The sequence below is a fragment of the Streptomyces sp. NPDC002328 genome, assembly GCF_042890065.1.
In the GTDB taxonomy this organism is placed as follows: domain Bacteria; phylum Actinomycetota; class Actinomycetes; order Streptomycetales; family Streptomycetaceae; genus Streptomyces.
In genome coordinates, this window is the sequence record NZ_JBIARQ010000001.1 from 201,960 (window position 1) to 221,059 (window position 19,100).

A 19,100-nucleotide genomic window follows, 5' to 3' on the forward strand; every position below is an offset into this window, starting at 1 on the left:
GTAGACGCGGCCGGGCCGCCCTGGCCGGAAGCGGTCGGCGGGGCCGGGGGCCGGCAGGCGGCGGGGCGGCGAAAGGGGTGGGGAGAGGGGTGGGGAGAGGGGTGGGGATCCGTGGCGTGGGCAGACCCTCATCAGCTCGTCCACAGGCGGGAACTAAGCGGAACGTCCCCTTTCCACAGGCTCGCCCACGTCGGTTGCGGGCCTGGCAGACTGGCGTGCCAGGGCGCAGGAATCGCGCCACGGCACATCCACGCGAGGAGATGCGGATGACCATGGCAGGGAATCTGCGGAAGGTCACCGGCCTGGGCCGGGTCGGCGGCCTGCGCGGGATGGCGCGGCTGGCCCGCCGCCGAGCACGGGTCGATCTGAGCCATCCGGCGCGCTCACCGCTGGGCTCCTCGGTGGTGAACTGCGTGACGTACCGGGACGGCGCCCGGGCCCCGGTCGGCGGCGATCTGGTCGACACGGTGGAACGGGTGCGCAAGAGCGGCCACGGCTTCGTCTGGCTCGGTCTGCACGAGCCGACGAACGAGGAGTTCGCGGGCATCGCCGAGTTGTTCGACCTGCATCCGCTGGCCGTCGAGGACGCGGTGGAGGCCCACCAGCGCCCGAAGGTGGAGCGGTACGACGAGACGCTGTTCGCGGTGTTCAAGACGGTCTGCTACGTGGAGCACGAGCAGCTCACAGCGACCAGTGAGGTGGTGAACACCGGCGAGATCATGGTGTTCGTCGGCGAGGACTTCGTGGTCACGGTGCGCCACGGGCGGCACGGCTCGCTGGGCCCGCTGCGCGAGGATCTGGAGTCCGACCGGCGTCAACTCGCCAAGGGCCCTTCGGCGGTGCTGCACGCGATCGCGGACCACGTCGTCGACGACTACCTCCACGTCATCGACGCGGTGCAGGCGGACATCGACCAGGTGGAGACGGACGTCTTCGCCGAGAACGGCGCGCGGGCGGACCCGGGGCGCATCTATCAGCTCAAGCGTGAACTGCTGGAGCTCAAGCGGGCGGTGGTGCCGCTCGGCCGGCCGCTGCTGGACCTCGCCGGCCGGCCGATGCGGGTGGTCGATCCGGAGATACAGGCCTACTTCCGGGACGTCTCCGACCATCTGCTGCGGGCCACGGAGCAGATCGCCGCGTTCGACGAGCTGCTCAACTCGATCCTCCAGGCGCATCTGGCGCAGGTCACGGTCGCGCAGAACGCCGACATGCGGAAGATCACGGCGTGGGCCGCGGTGATCGCCGTGCCGACCATGGTGTGCGGCATGTACGGCATGAACTTCGATCACATGCCGGAGCTGCACTGGAGATTCGGCTATCCGCTGGTCGTCGGCGTCATATCGGTGGTCTGTCTGACCTTGTACCGGGGGTTCCGGCGCAACGGCTGGCTCTGAAGCGCCGGCGCGTCACGGCCGGCCGGCGCCGGTCCTGGCGTAGACGCTCTCGGCCCAGGAGCCCAGCTGATCGTCGGTCAGGTGCTGGGCGAGGTCGGCCTCGCTGATCATGCCCACGAGGCGCTTGTCCGCGATGACGGGCAGTCGGCGGATCTGGTGGTCCCGCATCTCCTGGAGCACCTCGCTGACGTCGGCGTCGGCGTCGATCCAGCGCGGTGTGCCCTGGGCCATCTGTCCGGCGGTGACCTTGGCGGGGTCGTGACCCCTGGCCACACAGCCCACGACGATGTCCCGGTCGGTGAGGATGCCGCAGAGCCGCTCGTTCTCGTCGCTGATGGGCAGCGCTCCGACGTTGAGGTCGCGCATCAGCTGGGCGGCGCGATCGAGGGTCTCGTGGGCGGGGATCCACTGGGCGCCCCGGTGCATGATCTCTCCGGCGGTGGTCATGTGTGCCTCCCGGTGCGGGCGACCGGCGCGACGCGGATCGCGCCGCTCCCGGCGCCCTGAAGTGTCGTTTCCCGGCGTTCCTTCGATTCTCACCGGCCGGTCGGACGGGCGCACCTTCGCGGACGCCTCCACGACGAGGGGCTCCGGAAAGCGGGCGGCACGGGCGTGGCTCACCCGTTCCAGGCCGGGTGGCGCGGGTCGTCGGCGCGGACCAGGACGTCGGCCGCGGCGGCGGGGTCCGTCTCCTGTTCGTACCGCTCGAAGGCGGGGAGCGTCCAGTGGTCGGCGTCGGGGGTGCGGCGGCGCAGGGCGCCCGGGGAGAGGAGGACGTGGACGGTCAGATCGAAGGGGAACCAGTGCCGCAGGAGGAGAGGACCGTGCAGCAACAGGACGCCGCCGGGCGGGAGTTCGACGTAGGAGCTGCGGGTGGCGCGGTCGGTGACGGGGTCCCAGAGATCGGGCAGGACACGGCCGTCGCCACCGGCTTCCAGAGGGCCGAACACCTCGCGCCACAGGGCTCCGGTGTCGAACCAGCCGTCGTAGTAGGCCTCCACGTCCTGGTGGCCGTACTCCAGGCGGAGCGAGGCGGGGCGGAGGAAGCCGTGGGTGTCGATGACGCGGGACGGCCGGCCGCGTGCGCGCAGCGCCTCGGCGACGCGCTCGGCGAGGTCTCCAGGGCGGGCCGCCGGGGCCCCGTCGAAGGCGATGCGCGGCCAGGGGCTGCCGTCGCCCGGCTTCAGATCGAGCAGCCGGTCGGCGAGGGCGTCGCCGAGCCTCTCCCAGGTGATCGCTTCGAGTCGCACACGGCCCATGATGCGTCAGGGAGCCGGCCCGGTCGGCGGCCGGGGCGTGCGAGACGGGGCCGGGGGCCGGAGTCGACGCCGGTGCCGATACCGAGCCGAGGGCCCGCGCCGCATCGGATGTGCGTGTCCGTTGTGCGTGTCCGTGTACAGCCAGGCTCACCGGAGGGAATGAAGCCGGTATGCCGGCTCTCGCACCTCACCCGTCCCGTACCGGGCTGCTCGTCGTCCAGCCGCTGCGCCGCCGTCAGTGCGTCGGCTGCCGGCGCGGGCCGCTGCCGATGCTCGTCCTGGAGGACTCCGCTCCGCGCTGCCTCGACTGCGCCGATCTGGGGCACCTGGTGTTCCTGCCGCGCGGTGACACGGCGCTGACGCGCAGGTCGCGGGAGGAGAGCACGCTCTCGGTGGTCGTCGTCCGGTTCAACCGGCGCAAGGGACGCTACGAGCGGCAGGGCGTGCTGGTCGAGGAGGCGGGGCTCGCGCGGGCCGAGGTGCGGTGCCTGGCGGACGCCGAGGCACGGCGGCGACGCCGGATGCGGGACGCTCGGCTGCGGGCGGTTCGGGACGAGCGGTTCGTGGCAGCCTTCACGGCTGAGGTGCGGCGGCTGTTCCCGGGCTGCCCGGCCGACCGGGCGCGGGACATCGCCGCGCACGCCTCGGTGCGGGGCAGCGGGCGGGTGGGGCGCAGCGCGGCCGGGCGGGCGCTGGCCGAGGGGGCGGTGGTCTCGGCGGTCGTGGCCTCCGTACGGCATCTGGACACGCCGTACGACCGGCTGCTGATGAGCGCGGTGCCGCGGCGGGAGGCGCGGGCGCGGATCGCGGCGCAGGTGGAGTCGGTGCTGCGGGCCTGGGGGTGGGAGGGGCGGTTCTGGTCGGCCGGGCCATGAGACACGGCCCGCGGTCGGTGAACCCGGCGCACCTCGCCCCGTCACCTCCTCGCCCCGTCACGCCCTCGCCCGTCGCGCCCTCGCCTCCGCCCCCTGGACGCTCGCGTATGGCTTCGCGGCTCTCGGCCATGGTCGTCGTGGTCCGGTGGGGATTCACTTGTGGTGACGGGCGGTGGCGGGCGGGGTGCCGGGCCGCCGGGCAGGACATGGAGGTGGCGTTGAGATGACCGATGGACCGTACTTCGTGCTGACGGTGCTCGGGGTGCTGGGAACGGGGCTGGTCGCAGGGGTCTTCTGCGGGTTCTCCACCTTCGTGATGAAGGGCCTGGCCGCGCTGCCGCCCGCGCAGGGCGTCGCCGCGATGAAGGCGATCAACGTGGCGGCGGTGACACCGGCGTTCATGGTCGTGTTCATCGGCTCGGCGGTGGTGTGCGCGATGATCGCGGTGGTGACGTTCGTGCTGTGGCCGGACGAGGGGGCGGTGGAACTGCTGCTGGGCAGCGCGCTGTACCTGTTCGGCTCGTTCGGGGTGACCATGGTCGCCAACGTGCCCCGCAACGACGCGCTCGCCGAGCTGGAGCCGGGCACACCGGAGGCGGTCGCGTACTGGCCGGCCTATGTGCGGGAGTGGACGGCGTGGAACCACGTGCGCACGTTCGCCTCGGCCGCCGCCGCCGTCGCATACGTGCTGGCGCTCACCTGAGAGCAGAGGTAGGGACAGGGGCTTTGTTTCCGGCTTGCGAGAAAGCGCTGTCCGGGCCCTGCGCACGGGGCCCGGGGGACGTATCGTGGCCGGAAGAGCGCCGCCCGATGACGCACTGGTCGCCGCACGCGTACGCAAGGAACACGGCCATGGCCGATCCCAAGGGATTCATGACCACGCCCCGCCAGGACTGGCCCCGCCGGCCGGTCGAGGAGCGGGTCCGGGACTGGGACGAGGTGTACGTCCCCGGTGCGCTGCTCCCCATCGTCAGCAAGCAGGCCGACCGCTGCATGGACTGCGGCATCCCGTTCTGCCACGACGCCTGTCCGCTCGGCAACCTGATCCCCGAGTGGAACGACCTGGTCTCGCGCGAGGACTGGCGGGCGGCGAGCGACCGGCTGCACGCGACGAACAACTTCCCCGAGTTCACGGGGCGGTTGTGCCCGGCTCCGTGCGAGGCCGGGTGCGTGCTCGCCATCAACCAGCCCGCCGTGACCATCAAGAACGTCGAGGCGGCCATCGCCGACCGGGCCTGGAGCGAGGGGTTCGCGCAGCCGCGGCCCCCGGACCGGCTGTCCGGGCGGACGGTGGCGGTGATCGGCTCGGGGCCCACCGGGCTGGCCGCCGCCCAGCAGTTGACGCGGGCCGGGCACACGGTCGCCGTGTACGAGAAGGACGACCGGATCGGCGGGCTGATGCGGTACGGCATCCCCGAGTTCAAGATGGAGAAGCGCCATCTGGAGCGGCGCATCGAGCAGATGCTCGCCGAGGGGACCAAGTTCCGTACGTCGACGCAGGTCGGGCGGGATGTCATGGCCGACGATCTGCGGTCCCGCTACGACGCCGTGGTGATCGCCACCGGCGCGACCGCGTGGCGGGAACTGCACGTGCCGGGGCGGGAGTTGACCGGCATCCACCAGGCGATGGAGTACCTGCCGCTGGCCAACCGGGTGCGCGAGGGGGATCTGGAGGCGTCCCCGATGTCCGCCGCCGGCCGGCATGTCGTGATCGTGGGCGGCGGCGACACCGGTGCGGACTGTCTGGGGACGGCCGTTCGGGAGGGGGCCGCGTCGGTGACCCAGCTGGACATCTACGCCCAGCCGGGCGTGGACCGCGACGAGGACGCCGACCCCTGGCCGACGTATCCGAAGATCTACCGGCTGTCGGCGGCGCACGAGGAGGCGCGCGAGCTGGAGACCGCGCCGGCGGCGGACGCGGACGCGCGCCTCTTCGCCGCGTCCACGCTCCGCTTCACCGGCGACGAGAGCGGGCACGTCCGCTCCCTGCACCTCGTCGAGGTGGACGCGCGCCGCAGGCCGGTGCAAGGCACCGCGCGGACGCTTCCCGTAGACCTGGTGCTGCTCGCCCTCGGCTTCTCCGGGCCCGACCGGGAGGACGGGCTCGTCGAACAGCTGGGGCTGACCATGGAGCCGCGCGGCACGATCGCCCGGGACGCCGACTTCGCGACGAACGTGCCCGGGGTGTTCGCCGCCGGGGACGCGGCACGCGGGCAGTCGCTGATCGTGTGGGCGATCGCGGAGGGCCGGGCGGTGGCGGCGGCCGTCGACCGCCGACTGACGGGGAGTTCCCGGCTGCCGGCCCCGATCGGACCGTACGACCGGCCGATGAGCGTCTGACGGCCGAGCGGGGGCGGCGGGGGCTTTCGGCGCGCCGAGCGGACGTTCAGCGGCGTTCGTCCGTGCCCGCCACCTTGCCCGTCGCCAGGGCCACCCGGTTCCAGGTGTTGATCGTGCAGATCAAGGCGATGACCTGGGCGAGTTCGTCGTCGTCGAAGCGGGCGGCGGCCTCGGCGTAGACGTCGTCGGGGACGCCTCCGCCGGACACGAGGGTGATCGCCTCGGTCAGCGCCAGCGCGGCCTGCTCCCGCTCGCTGAAGAAGTGCCGGGCCTCGCGCCAGACGGCGACCAGGTGCAGGCGGTCCTCGCTCTCGCCGGCCTTGCGGGCGTCGTTGGTGTGCATGTGCAGGCAGTACGCGCAGTGGTTGAGGTGCGAGGCGCGGATCTGGATCAGTTCGACGAGGGCCGGGTCGAGGCCCTCCCGGGCCGCCGCGTCGAAGCCGATGAGGGCCCGGAAGGCCTTGCGGGCGGACTTCCCGAAGTCGAGACGGGTCCTCGCGGCCTCGGCGGCGGCGATCGCCGGGGAGGAGCCGACGGGCGCGGCAGCGGCGGCGTCAGCGGTGGTGGCGGTGGCGGTCGCGGTGGCGGTAGTGGTGATCGCGGTGTCGGTCGTGTTCGTCGTCGTGTTCGTCATGTCCTTCAACCTACGGACCCCAAAGACCCCTTGTAGGGTGCATTTCCATGGGGGAATCGTGGGTCAATTACGCGGAGCGCATCGGCGTCGACCTGCATCTGGAGCTGTCCGCGCCGGGCGGGCGGCGGGCCGCGCTGACCGTGGCGCTGCGGGAGGCCGTGCGCAGTGGGCGGCTCGCCGCAGGGACCAGGCTGCCGCCGTACCGGTCGCTCGCCGCCGACCTCGGAGTCGCCCGCAACACGGTCGCCGACGCCTACGCGGAGCTGGTGGCGGAGGGCTGGCTGACGGCGCGCCAGGGCTCCGGCACTCGGGTCGCCGAGCGGGCGGAGCCCCTGCGGGCCGCCGCGCGCGTGCCCAGGAAGTCGCCCACACGCGCGCGTGGGCCACGGCACGACCTGCGGCAGGGCACTCCGGACGCGTCGGCCTTCCCACGCGCGGCCTGGCTGGCGTCCTACCGGCGGGCGGTGCAGCGGGCGCCCAACGAGGTGTTCGGACCGGGTGATCCCGCGGGCCGCCGCGAGTTGCGCGAGGCGCTGGCCGAGTATCTGGCACGCGCGCGTGGCGTGCGGGCGAAGCCCGGACGCATCGTCATCTGCTCCGGTTTCGCGCACGCCCTGCGCCTGCTGTTCGGCCCGGGCCACGGAGCGGGAAGCGGCGGGGCCGGGGGCGCGGTGCTGCGCGGCCCGCTGGCCGTGGAGGCGTACGGGCTCGGCTTCCACCGGGAGTTGCTGACGGCAGCGGGCGTACGGACGGTGCCGCTGCCCCTCGACGAGGACGGGGCGCGCGTCGATCTGCTGGGGCGCGAGCGGGGCGTCCTGCTCACGCCCGCGCACCAGTTCCCGACCGGCGGTCCGCTCCACCCGACCCGTCGCGCGGCGGTCGTCGACTGGGCACGCGCGCGTGACGCGGTGGTCGTGGAGGACGACTACGACGGCGAGTTCCGCTACGACCGCAAGCCGGTCGGGGCCGTGCAGGGCCTCGATCCCGAACGGGTCGTCCATATCGGCTCGGTCAGCAAGAGCCTGTCGCCGGCTCTGCGGCTGGGCTGGATGGTGCTGCCGGAGCGGTACGTCGACGGGGTCCTCGCGGCCAAGGGCGAGCGCGAGGCCTGGGCGAGCGTCCTGGACCAGCTGAGCCTGGCCGACTTCATCGTCTCCGGGGCGTACGACCGTCATGTGCGGCGCATGCGGCAGCGGTACCGCCGGCGTCGGGACCGGCTGGTGGAGGCGCTCGCCGAGCACGCGCCGCATGTCCGGGTCACCGGGGTCGCGGCCGGGCTGCACGCGGTGCTGCGGCTGCCGCCGGGCACCGAGCGCTCCACGCTCAAGGCCGCCGCCTGGCACGGCGTCGCCCTGGAGGGCCTCGCGGCGTTCCGGCACCCGCAGGCGCACGGGGCGGATGACGCGGACCCGGCGGTTCGGGACGGACTCGTCGTCGGATACGCGACACCCCCGGAACACGCCTACGGGGCGGCGCTGGACGCACTCTGCGCGGTGCTGCCGCCGCCATAGGCCGCGCCGTGCTGCCGACGGACCGCCGGACCGCCGGACGCCGCCCTAGGCAATGCCCCTACGGCGGCGGCGATGTCATCCGCGCGGTCAGCCCGCCCAGCCGGGCGTCTCCTTCATGTCGTCGACGACCGCGCGCTGGGTGATCGCGCTGGTGAAGGTGAACGCTCCGCACGCTCCCGGACCGGGAGCGTGCGGAGCGTTCGATGTGTCCCGCCGTCAGGGTTTGCGGCCCACCGCCCCGTACCCCGGGATGACCCCGTCCTCCTGGCAGGGCACCGGCTCGCCGAGTTCGGGGTGCCAGTCGGGCACCACGGCGACGCCGGGCTCGACCAGGTCGAGGCCGTCGAAGAAGCGGGTGAACTCCTCGCGGGAGCGCAGCGCCAGGGTGACCCCGACCGCCTTGAGCTTGGCCGTGGCCGCCGCGGACTCCGCCGGGGAGAAGTCGGCGGTGGCGTGGGTCATCATCAGGTAGCTGCCGGAGGGGAGTTCGGCGAGGAGCCGGCCGACCAGCTCGTGCGCGCCGTCCTCGTCGGAGACGAAGTGCAGCAGCGCCACCAGCGACAGGGCCACCGGCCGGTCGAAGTCCAGGATCTTCCTGGCCCCCTCGACGATGGCGGCCGGGTCGCGGACGTCCGCCTGGAGGTACTCCGTGACGCCGTCGGGCGTGCTGCGCAGCAGGGCGGCCGCGTGGGCCAGAACGATCGGGTCGTTGTCGCAGTAGACGACGCGGGCGTCGGGTGCGACCTCCTGGGCGACCTGGTGGAGGTTGGGCTCGGTCGGGATGCCCGTGCCGATGTCCAGGAACTGGCGTACGCCGTTTCCGGCCAGCCAGCGGGTGGCCCGGTGCATGAAGGCGCGGTTGACTCGTGCCATGACCGGCACGCGCGGGTCGAGGGCGAGCATCTGCCGGCCCATCGCCTCGTCGACGGGGTAGTTGTCCCTGCCGCCGAGGTACCAGTCGTACATCCGCGCCGGGTGGGGCTTGCTGGTGTCGATGTGGACGGCGGCGGCGGTGGGGTCCGGGCCGGTCATGAGGCACTCCGTAAGACGCAGTGGATAAGCAATTAAGCACCAAAATAGGGAAGTTGAACGGAAAAAAGACAATCGAAGGGCAAGCAACGACAGACATCAGGTCATGACAGCAGGAAGTCCGCCTCTCCGGCCTTGGCCCCCTCGATGAAGGCCGTCATCTCGTCGGTGGTGTAGATCAGCGCCGGACCGTCGGGGTCGGTGGACTGGCGGACGGCGATCCGGCCGTCGGCGAGCTTCATCGCCTCCAGGCAGTTCCCGCCGTTGCCGCCGCTCCACGGCTTGTGCCAGCCGTCGCTGCCCAAGTCCCGCGCGGGCATGCCGTTGTAGACCCGTTTGCGCGGCTTGATGCGATCCATTCACAGCTCCTTGCGGAGATCCTTGAGGATCTCCTTCGTGCGATGTGCAGTAGCGGCCTGCGCCGCCATGCGGTCCATGACCTCGAGATGGGTCGCCACCTCGGTGCGCGCGTCGAGATAGACGGCGCCGGTCAGGTACTCGCTGTAGACCATGTCCGGAAGCTCCGGCATGGCGAATCGGAAGAGCACGAAGGGCCCGTACGTGCCGGGGTGCGGCCCGCAGGCGAACGGGGCGATCTGAAGGGTCACGTTGGGCAGCTTCGTGGCTTCGAGCAGTTTGTCGATCTGCGCGCGCATCACCTCCGGGCCGCCGACGGGGCGGCGCAGCACGGTCTCGTCCATCACCACCCACAGCCGGGGCGCGTCCTGACGGGTGAGCAGTTCCTGGCGTCGCATACGCAGGTCGACGAGGCGCTCGACGTCCTCCGGCCGGGTCTGGCCGATGGCGCCGGACGTCAGCACTCCGCGCGCGTAGTCCTCCGTCTGGAGCAGACCGGGCACGAAGTGCGGTTCATACTGGCGGATGAGACTGGCCGCGCCCTCCAGGCTGACGTGCATGGAGAACCAGCCGGGCAGGACGTCGTGGAACCGCTGCCACCAGCCCGGCCTGTTGGCCTCCTCGGCGAGCCGGACGAAGCCCTCGGCCTCGTCGTCGCTCACCCCGTACGCCTTCAGCAGCAGCTGGAGGTAGGGGATCTTGAGGCCGACCTCGGCCATCTCCATGCGGCGGACCGTGGCGGGTGCGACGCGGAGGATGCGGGCGGCTTCCTCGCGCTTGAGGCCCGCGCGTTCCCGCAGGTCCAGCAGGCGCCGGCCCAGGACCACCTGTCCCACCGTCGGCGCGGACCGCGGTTCGCTCACGCTCCACCTCCACGAAGAGCCCGGTCCGTCCGGTCACTTGAGCAGGGCTGGGCCCGACCGGACGGTCACGAGTAAACGATTCCCGACAGCCCTGCGGCGCCATGCGAAGATCGATTCGAAGATCTGTACGAATGAGTACGGATCTCCTTTGATCCCAACTGGCGCCGCTCTACGTGCTGTTGCGAGCAGTGTGCCACGGCGTCTCACCGCGTCACACAGCACTCTGCATTTTTCAGAGTGACACTTGCCAAGTGTTCACGGCGGGGCGATAGTGGCAAGCGTGATTCCGTCCGCGCCTTTAGGAACAGACGCCGCCGCAGGCCGCCCCCAGGGTCTCGGTGCCGCCGCGGCAGCAGGCCCTGACCAGGCCGCCGCCGAGCGCCGGTTCCGATTCGAGCTGGCCGCCCATCCGGGCTCTCCCGCCCAGGCCAGACGCCTGGCACGGGCCCGGCTGACCGGCTGGTCGGTGTGCGAGGACACCTGCGACACGGCCGCCCTGGTCATATCCGAGCTGGTCACCAACGCCATCGTGCACACCGCGAGCGGCGTCGTCGTCTGCGAGCTTCAGGACGGCGACGACCTGGTGCGCATAGCCGTGCGCGACGAGGGCTGCGCGCCCGGTGAGCCGCATCCCTCTCCGCAGCGCCCCGAGGAGGAGCACGGGAGGGGACTGTTCCTCGTCGACGCCCTCTGTCACGCCTGGGGAGCCGAGGAGTGCGGCCCCGGCCTGCTGGTCTGGGCCGACCTGCCCCGGCACGCCGAACCGGAGCCCGCCGACGGCGAGCACGCGCATGGGTTCGCGGAGGCCCTGGAGCCCTCCGTCGAACCGGAGCCCCCCGTCGAACTGGAGTCCCCGGTCGAACTGGTGCCCCCGGTCGACCTCCCCGCCGTCGACCTCGCCCGCACCGCCCTCCCTGCCGCCGGCCTCACCCGCGCCGGCCTCGTCGCACCGCGCGGCGACCTCGGCTGGGGCGCGCGCCCGAAGCCGGGACCGGCGGACGGTTCCCGCGACGACGAGGACTCAGCCGAACGCGGCGAGCACGGCGAACCGGGCGGACACGGCGAGCAGCGCCATCGAGGCCCCCAGGACCACCCGGCTCACCAGAACCACCCGGCTCACCAAGACCACACAGCTCACCAGGACCACCCGGTTCACCAAGACCACCCCGCGCACCGAGCTGCCCAGAGTTTCGAGGCGCCCGGCTGGAAGTCCGTCCGCGCCCGCTGGCCGCACCGCACCCCGCAGACCCCGACCCCTCTCCCCCTCGTGGCCCAGCAGCGCCGCCGCGCACCGGAGCCCGAGGGAGCCCCGTTCGAGCGCACCCGCGAGCGGGACCCCGACCGGGATCCCGCGTGAGCGGCCCACGCGGTCGGGCTCCCGTCCTCAGCCTCGACACACTCGTACGTCTCCGGCGCGGCCAGGGCGACCCCGCGCGGGCGCCCCGCAGGCTCGCCGTGCCCGACGGCATGACGGCTCCGCTGGGCTGCGACGCCGTCGCCGTCCCGGCCCGCCTCGGTCCGCTGATCCTGCCCCGCCTGCCGCTCGTGGGCTGCGTCTACGCCGACGAGGCGCACTGGTGGTGGCTGGTCCCGGCCGACTCCGACCACGCCCTGGAGTGGCCCGCGCCGGCGCACTACGCCACGGGCGCGCTCCTCGGGGACGCCCCGCAGGCCCCCGCCCTCATCCACCGACCGGACGGGATCCTTCCGTACACCCCGCCGATCCCCCTCTATCTGGCGCTGTGCCGTCTGACGGGCACCCCGCCGGCCTGGTCGCGCCCGATCAGCGCGTAGCGACAGGCGGCGCGCGGCGAGCGCGCCGACACCCCGCGCACCCGGCGGCGCCCCGGGCGCGCACCCGCGTGCGTCCCCTCCCCCGTCCCGCGCCCTGCCCTCCCGCCGCGCCTCCCGCGATAGTGGCCACTTGCCCACGATCGGGGGAGGTCGAAGGTGCGGAAGGCGAAGCCGCCCAAGGGGTCACAGAAGCAACAGAAGGCACGGCGCACGGACGGACGTGACGTCTCCGAGTCGGAGCAGCTGCTGTTCGGCGGCCCGCTCCGCTACGACACCGGCTGGAACCAGCACCAGGAAGCCTTCCTGGAACTGGACTTCCGCGCCATGATCACCCGGCTGCCCGCCCTGCTCGCGGTCAGCCTCCGGCTGGCCCGGCAGGCCGATCCGCGGGCCGCCGCGATCGTCATGGCCTCGGAGGTGGGCCGGGGCGTGGCGGAGGCCGTGGGGCTGCTCGCCGTGAACTCGATCCTGGGCCGGCTGGTCGGCGACGGCACGATCGAGGACCGGCTGCGCGGCGCCGTCCCCGCGCTGGCCGTCATGGCCGCCGTCCTCATGGTCGGCGCGGTGCTGCGGGCGGCGTCGACGTATGCCACGGGACGCCTGGAGCCCAAGGTGGAGCGGGTGGCGACCGAGCTGTACCTGGAGCGGGCGGCCGCGGTGGAGCTGGCCGCGATCGAGGACCACGCCTTCCACAAGCTGCTGGACACCGCGCAGTACGGCGCCCGGTCCAGCCGCTACATGATCAGTCACGGCACGCGCGTGGTGAACGCGATGATCTCGCTGGTCGCGGCGGCCGGCGTGCTGACCGTGCTGCATCCGCTGCTGCTGCCGCTCCTCGTCACGATGACGCTGCCCAGCGCCTGGAGCGCCCTGATCAACGCCCGCCGCCGGTACGAGTCCTTCCACACGTGGGTGCAGCACGCGCGCGCGGGTCACCTCATCGCGAGTCTGCTCACCGAGCCGGAGGCCGCGCCGGAGATCCGGGTGCACGGGGTCGGGCCCTTCCTGCTGCGGCACTTCCGCGCGATGTCGGAGACCGCGGAGGCGGAGCAGGCGCGCCTCGCCCGCCTCGCGGCCCGCACCGGTCTGTTCGCGGCGGCCTGGACGGGCCTGGCGACGGTGGCGACGTACGCCACGCTCGGCGGGCTGCTGCTCACCGGGACGATGGCGCTGGCGGTGGCGGGCACGGCCGTGATCGCCATCCGCAGCGGCTCCACCAGCCTGAACACCCTCGTCCTGGAGATCAACCAGCTCCATGAGGAGGCTCTGTTCGTGGGCGATCTGCAACGCCTCTACGTGGAGGCGGCCGAGCGGGCGATCCCGGAGGGCGGGGCCGCGCTGCCCGAGGACCCCCGGGAGATCCGGTTCGAGAACGTCACCTTCGGCTATCCGGGCGAGTCGGCGCGTCCCGCCCTCGACGACGTCAGCCTCACCCTGCCGCTCGGCCGGATCGTCGCGCTCGTCGGCGAGAACGGTTCCGGGAAGACGACCCTGGTGAAGCTGCTGGCGGGCCTGTACCGGCCGGACCGGGGGCGGATCATGTGGGACGACGTCGACGCGGCGGACGCGGACCGGCGTCTGCTGGCCGAGCGCATCGCGATGGTGGCGCAGGACTTCAAACGGTGGCCGTTCACGGCCCGCGTCAACGTCGCCGTGGGCCGTTCCTCCGCGCCGCTGACCGAGGACCGGCTCGCCGCCGCGGTCGGGGAGGCGGGCGCCGAGGACGTGGTCGCCGATCTGCCGCGCGGCCTGGACACCCTGCTCGCCCGGCACTTCAGCGGCGGGCACGAGCTGTCCGGCGGTCAGTGGCAGCGGCTGGGCATCGCGCGGGCGGCGTACCGGCGGGGGCGCATCCTGATCGTGGACGAGCCGACGGCGGCCCTCGACGCGCGGGCGGAGCTGGAGGTCTTCGAGAAGATCCGCGCGCTGGCGGACGGCGGCCAGACGGTCGTCCTGATCACGCACCGGCTGGCGTCGGTGCGGCACGCGGACCTGGTGCACGTCCTGGACCAGGGCAGGCTGGTGGAGTCCGGCACACCCGACGAGCTGCTGGCGGGCGGCGGCGTCTACGCGGAGCTGTACGCGCTCCAGGCGGAGCAGTTCACGAGCCCCCCGACGGCGCGGGTGCCCGCCCGGTAGGCGGGCCGGGGCCGCGGCCTCTCGGCGCGCGGCGGCGTCACTCGATGGCGTCGCCCCGGACGACCACCAGGAACGTGTCCGTCGCGAGGTCCATGACGACCTCGGCGGCCAGCCCCTCCATGCGCCGCGCGTGCGCGAACTCCTCGGCCGGCCACGATCCCCGCGGCCCGCCCGCGGGAAAGCGTTCGAGCACTGTTCGCCCGTTCACCATCTCGCACCTCCAGGAAGCGTTGTACTTGTAGGAGTTAACGCTGTCCGGAGGCGAAACACCTCGCCCGGTGACGGTACTGAGACGTACTTGACACGGATCCAGTGCGGACTGTAAGGATCCGGTCACTTCCTGAATATGACGAGCACATTGCGCACTGAAAAGATCACATGAAGTGATCGCGGGCGGGACTGCGGGCGGACTCGGCCGCGCGCCGCACACACGACCCGCCGACCCGCCGACCCGCCGACCCGCCGACCCGCCTACACGGCGACGGCCGGTCCCGGCGGGTCTCCCGTGGAGCCTCTCGCCGGCAGCCCCAGACGTTCCCGATGAGCGGACAGCTCTTCGAGCAGTTCGGCGAGTTGTCCGCTTTGTCGGCTGCTGAGCCGTCCGGTGTCGTCGAGGTGGACGGCGCAGGCGGTGGTCGTGTCGACGAGCCGTTCCAGCAGCGCGGCGATCTCGTCGGTGCCCTCGGTGTGCCGGGCGAGGGCGGGCAGTTCGGCAGCGGAGAGGGCGATGGCGGTGCGGGCCTCGGCGAGGGTGCGGTAGGCCTCGCGGCGGAGGGTCCAGCGGGCGGCGCGGACGTCAGGGCGGTGCGAGTCGACCGAACCGCTTTTGACGTAGGGGACGTTGAGGCCGCGTCCGGTGTCGGGGCCGTTTCCGGTGTCGGGGCCCTCGAGGACGTGGACGAGGTAGGCGTGGGCGGCGGTCGCGGCGGCGGTCAGCCGGGCGTTCACCTGCCCGCCGCGCTCCCCCGGCATCGGCAGGTGCCCGACGATCAGCACGATCGCGCAGGCCAGCAGGGTCTCCCAGATCCGGCTGACGGAGGCCTGGGGCTCCCCGCCGACCATGACGAGCGCCAGGACGAGGACGGTGACGACGGCGGTCTGCGCGGCGAAGTGCCGTGTCGAGACCGGTATGAGCGCCCCGCAGAGCGCGACCAGGGCCACCAGCCCCTCCGGCCTGGGCAGCACGGCGGCGAACCCGGCGAACAGCAGCGCGCCGAGGACGGTTCCGGCGGCCCGGCACAGCACCCGGGACACCAGCGGCCCGAGGTCGGGCTTGACGAGGAAGACGGCGGTGGCGGGCAGCCAGTACCAGTGCGTGTGCTGCCCGTACCAGTGCGAGTGGTACAGGCCCTGCGCGATGGCGGCGCTCGCCCCGAAGCAGAGCGCGACCCGCAGCCCGTACTCCCGCCCGCCGACGCCGAAGGCGGTGCGGAGCAGGTCACGTGCGCCACGTCGCCGCGTGTGCAGATCGCCCCCGCCGCCCTGGTCGAAGGCGTCGGCGGCCCGCAACAGGGCGTCGTCCAGGGCCCGTAGCGCCGGCGCCGACCGCGAGGGCGCGGGCAGCGGACCGGTGGGCGCGTTCCCCCGTACGGCGGCGGCGAGACGGCGGGGGCCCTCCGAGGCCCGCTCGGTGAGGGGTTCGCCGGCCCAGGCGAGGGCGGTCGCCGCCTCGGCGAGGGGCAGCGCGGCGGCGTACTGCGCGTGCAGCCGCCGTTCGGCCGCCGAACTGGCGTAGCGCCGCAGCCGGGGCCCGGCCAGGGCGTCCTGCGCGTGGTCGAGGGCGGCGGTGAGGGCGGCGCGCCGGGCGAGGGCGTCCTCGGTACCGGCGGCGTCCAGCAGTGCGGCAACGGCCTCGTACACCCCGGCGACGGCGGCCCGTTCGCCGTCGAAGCGGAAGTCGAGACGGAAGTCGAAGCGGGAGTCGCCGACCAGCGATCCGGGCGTGGGAAGGACGAGCCGCAGCACGAGCAGCCAGCCGGCCCCGGCGAGGAAGGCGAGGGCGCGCAGCCAGCCGCTGTCGGGCAGCGGCATCCCCGCGCCGATCGCCGCGGCGACGAGGAGCTGGGTGCCGGCGCCCGAGGCGACCGGCCCGATGGCGCTCATCCCGCCGGCGAGCAGCCCGAGCCCGGTGAACACGAGCGTCAGCGCGACCGCGCCGACGTGGTCCCCGGCGTACGTCCCGACGAGCAGCCCGGCCGCTCCCGCGAGCGCGGGCTCCCCGAGCCTGCGCACGGAGGCCCGCCGGCTGCCGGGCCGGTCGTTGATCCCGGCGAGCATCGCGGCGACGGCGGCGACCACCCCGAGGGAGGTGCGGTCGACGAGCACGGCGACCAGCAGCAGCGGCCCGGCGGCGAGCGCCCCGCGCACGACGGCGCTCCACGGCACGGGTCCGCGCTGCGCGCGCAGGGCATGGGCGAGCCAGGGCGGCAGAGCGGCGCGTACGCGAACGGGAAGGGACGGGCGCGGGGACACGAAGCTCCTGTCGAGACGAGGGCGGGGGTGTGCCTTCGGGCGACGGCGGCCGGGGCTGGTGCTGAGCTGTGCCTCCACGGTACGGGTCGAACCGGGGGAGCGAGAGGCCGTGGCGTTTCGGGAAGGTGACACGGGGCCGGAAACCCGCGTTCTTTATGTACGCAACTCTCTGCCTAGACTCTCTCGATCCTTCGGGCACGAGTCCGACGGCGATGCATGGCTGACGGGATGGGGAGCGTAAATGGTCAGCAGACGCGGGCTGTTGAGCGGTGCGGCGCTGGTGGGGGCGGGCGCGATGAGCGGGGTGCTGGGCGGTGCGGGGGCCGCCGCAGCCGCCGCCCCGCTCGACACGCCGTTCACCCCGGTCGGCGTGCCGCACCTCGCGGAGGCGGAGCGGATGGTGCAGTACCAGCGGCTGCTCGCGGCCGGCCATCTGCCGGAGGGGCTGGCCGGGCACTGGCCGCTGGACGGCTCCGGCGCGGACCGCTCCGGGCGGGGCCGGCCCGTCACTCTCGGCGCGGGCGCGAGCTGGTCGGCGCTTCGGGCCGGCGGTGAGCTGAGCCTCGACAGCGCTCACGCCGCCACCGCCTCCGTGCTGGACACCACGGCCCCGTTCACGGTCTCCGCCTGGGTGCGCCTCGCGAACGACGCCGTCCTCACGAACATGTACACGGCGGTCAGCCAGGACGGCGCCGCGTGCAGCCGCTTCCTGCTCCAGTACGACGACACCGCCGGCAAGTGGGCGTTCAAGGTCCGCAGCGAGGACCAGAGCGTCAAGATCTCCGCCCTGTCCACCACCGCCCCCGTGCCGGGGCTGTGGACCCACCTGACGGGTGTCTGGGACGGCGCCCGCGTCCACCTGTACGTCGACGGCAAGCTGGAGGGCAGCGCCGACGCGGCCCTGTCGTGGGCCGCGCCCCAGGGCTTCAGCATCGGGCGGGCCCGCTGGAACGGCGCGTACGTGAACCAGTTCAAGGGCGCCGTCGACGACGTCCGCGCCTACGGCCGCGCCCTGAGCGCCGCCGAGGCGTACCTCATCAGCGGCAAGAAGGCGCGCGACAACAACCGCTACCTGATCGGCTCCCCCTCGACGGTCACCTGGGGCACCCCGGACGACCTGGCGAGCTGGGTCGCCCACGCCCGCTGCTCGTCCTTCCTCACCTGGGTGCTCAAGCACACCTACGGCTGGGCCGCCGACTCCTACTTCACCCAGTACTTCCAGGACCGCATCCCCGAGGCCGCCGACTACCGGCAGGCCTTCGCCGACGGCACCGCCGGCCCGCGCTTCCAGCAGATCCGCAAGGTCACCGACCTCCAGCCGGGCGACCTGATCGCGGTGGACTACCGGGGCCAGGTCGAGAACAACACGGGGCACATCGTCATGGTCCGCGAGGTCAAGGGCGTCTTCAGCGGGGTGGCGGATTTCGCCGGCGAGACGCAGTACGCCGTCGAGGTCGTCGACTGCACGGCCGAGCCGCACGGCGTGTACGCGCTGACCAACTACCCGAAGTATCCCGACACCCGCATGGTCGGCCTCGTGAAGGAGGAGAACTTCGAGGGCGTCGGCATCGGCCACATGATGTTCTACGCCTCGCAGGGCACCGGCGAGTTCTCCCGGTACCGGTGGAGCGTCAACACCCACAAGGACGACGCCCACCCGGTGGCGGAGCGGCCCCTCGCCGCGGCGCGCATCGTCTGAGAAGCGCGGCGGGGCCGGCTGTCACCGAGGTCCCGCCGTCGCCGTCGCCGTCGCCGCCGCCGTCCGCAGGACGTCCCTGAGCATCTCGGGGGTGAGCCGCCCGGTGAAGGTGTTGCGCTGGCTCACATGGAAGCAGCCGAAGAGAGCGAGGCCGTCCAGCTCCACCCGGGCCCCGTGGGAGAAGGCGGGCCGCGGGCGGGGCACGGACCAGCCGGCCTCGGCGAACGCCGGGAGCGCCGCCTGCCAGCCGAAGGCGCCCAGGACGACCACCGCCCGCAGCGTCGGCCGCAGCAGCCGCAGCTCCTGGACCAGCCAGGGTCGGCAGGTGTCCCGCTCCCCGGGAGTGGGCTTGTTGGCGGGCGGCGCGCAGTGCACCGGCGACGTCACCCGCACACCGTGCAGCACCAGGCCGTCGGCGGCGGACACGGACGTCGGCTGCGAGGCGAGCCCCACGTCGTACAGCGCCTGGTACAGCACGTCTCCGGAGCGGTCGCCGGTGAACATGCGGCCGGTGCGGTTGCCTCCGTGCGCGGCCGGGGCGAGTCCGACGATCAGCAGCCGGGCGTCGGGCGGGCCGAAGCCGGGCACCGGGCGGCCCCAGTACGTCCAGTCCGCGAAGGCCGCCCGCTTGGTGCGGGCCACCTCCTCACGCCAGTCCACCAGCCGGGGGCAGGCCCGACACCCCGCGATGCGCCGGTCCAGTTCGGCGAGGGCGTCCATGCCCCCACCGTACG

At 73.2% G+C, this 19,100-nt stretch carries 17 protein-coding genes and 1 pseudogene; 9 read left to right on the forward strand and 9 right to left on the reverse strand.

The features are described from left to right. Nucleotides 1–266: 266 nt before the first annotated feature. Nucleotides 267–1,394: a magnesium and cobalt transport protein CorA gene (locus tag ACFYX4_RS00950; protein WP_389323655.1), complete on the forward strand. Its 1,128-nt coding sequence runs from the start codon at nt 267–269 to the stop codon at nt 1,392–1,394. A 12-nt stretch (nt 1,395–1,406) separates the two neighbouring features. Here ACFYX4_RS00950 and ACFYX4_RS00955 read toward each other — a convergent pair whose 3' ends face one another. Both ACFYX4_RS00955 and ACFYX4_RS00960 read right to left on the reverse strand, forming a co-directional pair. After that, the gene (locus tag ACFYX4_RS00955; protein WP_389323658.1) at nt 1,407–1,841 is read right to left on the reverse strand and encodes a CBS domain-containing protein; all 435 of its coding nucleotides are present in this window, start codon (nt 1,839–1,841) and stop codon (nt 1,407–1,409) included. Between the two features lie 170 nt (nt 1,842–2,011). Next, nucleotides 2,012–2,653 carry a uridine kinase gene (locus ACFYX4_RS00960; protein WP_389323661.1) on the reverse strand — a complete coding sequence of 214 codons (642 nt, stop codon included), beginning with the start codon at nt 2,651–2,653 and terminating at the stop codon, nt 2,012–2,014. A gap of 170 nt (nt 2,654–2,823) precedes the next feature. On the opposite strand from ACFYX4_RS00960, the gene ACFYX4_RS00965 reads away from it, so the two are divergent. The 3 genes from ACFYX4_RS00965 (at nt 2,824) to ACFYX4_RS00975 (ending at nt 5,868) form a co-directional block, all read left to right on the forward strand. Further along, nucleotides 2,824–3,528 carry a DUF2293 domain-containing protein gene (locus ACFYX4_RS00965; RefSeq protein WP_389323664.1) on the forward strand — a complete coding sequence of 235 codons (705 nt, stop codon included), beginning with the start codon at nt 2,824–2,826 and terminating at the stop codon, nt 3,526–3,528. Nucleotides 3,529–3,751: 223 nt separating this feature from the next. Beyond that, the gene (locus ACFYX4_RS00970) at nt 3,752–4,231 is read left to right on the forward strand and encodes a DUF1772 domain-containing protein (protein ID WP_389323667.1); all 480 of its coding nucleotides are present in this window, start codon (nt 3,752–3,754) and stop codon (nt 4,229–4,231) included. Nucleotides 4,232–4,380: 149 nt separating this feature from the next. Next, the gene (locus ACFYX4_RS00975; protein ID WP_389323670.1) at nt 4,381–5,868 is read left to right on the forward strand and encodes a glutamate synthase subunit beta; all 1,488 of its coding nucleotides are present in this window, start codon (nt 4,381–4,383) and stop codon (nt 5,866–5,868) included. A 46-nt stretch (nt 5,869–5,914) separates the two neighbouring features. On the opposite strand, the gene ACFYX4_RS00980 is transcribed toward ACFYX4_RS00975, so the two are convergent. Continuing rightward, on the reverse strand, nt 5,915–6,502 hold the full coding sequence (locus ACFYX4_RS00980; RefSeq protein WP_389323673.1) for a carboxymuconolactone decarboxylase family protein: 588 nt from the start codon (nt 6,500–6,502) through the stop codon (nt 5,915–5,917). 47 nt (nt 6,503–6,549) lie between these two features. Between ACFYX4_RS00980 and ACFYX4_RS00985 the strand changes: the two genes are divergently transcribed. After that, complete coding sequence (locus tag ACFYX4_RS00985; protein ID WP_389323676.1) at nt 6,550–8,013, forward strand: PLP-dependent aminotransferase family protein; 1,464 nt, start codon at nt 6,550–6,552, stop codon at nt 8,011–8,013. A 216-nt stretch (nt 8,014–8,229) separates the two neighbouring features. Here ACFYX4_RS00985 and ACFYX4_RS00990 read toward each other — a convergent pair whose 3' ends face one another. From ACFYX4_RS00990 to ACFYX4_RS01000, 3 genes are all read right to left on the reverse strand, one after another. After that, nucleotides 8,230–9,045, reverse strand: a complete 816-nt coding sequence (locus tag ACFYX4_RS00990) for an SAM-dependent methyltransferase (protein WP_389323679.1) — start codon at nt 9,043–9,045, stop codon at nt 8,230–8,232. A 101-nt stretch (nt 9,046–9,146) separates the two neighbouring features. Next, complete coding sequence (locus ACFYX4_RS00995) at nt 9,147–9,401, reverse strand: DUF397 domain-containing protein (RefSeq protein WP_389323682.1); 255 nt, start codon at nt 9,399–9,401, stop codon at nt 9,147–9,149. Next, nucleotides 9,402–10,262, reverse strand: coding sequence for a helix-turn-helix transcriptional regulator (locus tag ACFYX4_RS01000; RefSeq protein WP_389323685.1), 861 nt, complete (start codon nt 10,260–10,262; stop codon nt 9,402–9,404). A gap of 244 nt (nt 10,263–10,506) precedes the next feature. Between ACFYX4_RS01000 and ACFYX4_RS01005 the strand changes: the two are divergent. The 3 genes and pseudogenes from ACFYX4_RS01005 to ACFYX4_RS01015 all read left to right on the forward strand — a co-directional run. Continuing rightward, nucleotides 10,507–11,100, forward strand: a pseudogene (locus ACFYX4_RS01005) (ATP-binding protein); the annotation flags it as partial. A 515-nt stretch (nt 11,101–11,615) separates the two neighbouring features. Further along, nucleotides 11,616–12,056: a hypothetical protein gene (locus ACFYX4_RS01010; RefSeq protein WP_389323688.1), complete on the forward strand. Its 441-nt coding sequence runs from the start codon at nt 11,616–11,618 to the stop codon at nt 12,054–12,056. 324 nt (nt 12,057–12,380) lie between these two features. Continuing rightward, nucleotides 12,381–14,195, forward strand: coding sequence for an ABC transporter ATP-binding protein (locus ACFYX4_RS01015; protein ID WP_389326656.1), 1,815 nt, complete (start codon nt 12,381–12,383; stop codon nt 14,193–14,195). A gap of 37 nt (nt 14,196–14,232) precedes the next feature. On the opposite strand, the gene ACFYX4_RS01020 is transcribed toward ACFYX4_RS01015, so the two are convergent. Then, nucleotides 14,233–14,403, reverse strand: coding sequence for a hypothetical protein (locus ACFYX4_RS01020; protein WP_389326802.1), 171 nt, complete (start codon nt 14,401–14,403; stop codon nt 14,233–14,235). A gap of 263 nt (nt 14,404–14,666) precedes the next feature. Continuing rightward, the gene (locus ACFYX4_RS01025; RefSeq protein WP_389323691.1) at nt 14,667–16,667 is read right to left on the reverse strand and encodes an FUSC family protein; all 2,001 of its coding nucleotides are present in this window, start codon (nt 16,665–16,667) and stop codon (nt 14,667–14,669) included. Between the two features lie 241 nt (nt 16,668–16,908). On the opposite strand from ACFYX4_RS01025, the gene ACFYX4_RS01030 reads away from it, so the two are divergent. Beyond that, nucleotides 16,909–18,366: a LamG domain-containing protein gene (locus ACFYX4_RS01030; protein WP_389323694.1), complete on the forward strand. Its 1,458-nt coding sequence runs from the start codon at nt 16,909–16,911 to the stop codon at nt 18,364–18,366. Nucleotides 18,367–18,387: 21 nt separating this feature from the next. On the opposite strand, the gene ACFYX4_RS01035 is transcribed toward ACFYX4_RS01030, so the two are convergent. After that, entirely contained in the window at nt 18,388–19,086 is a 699-nt protein-coding gene (locus ACFYX4_RS01035) for a uracil-DNA glycosylase (protein WP_389323697.1), read from the reverse strand. Nucleotides 19,087–19,100 lie beyond the last annotated feature (14 nt).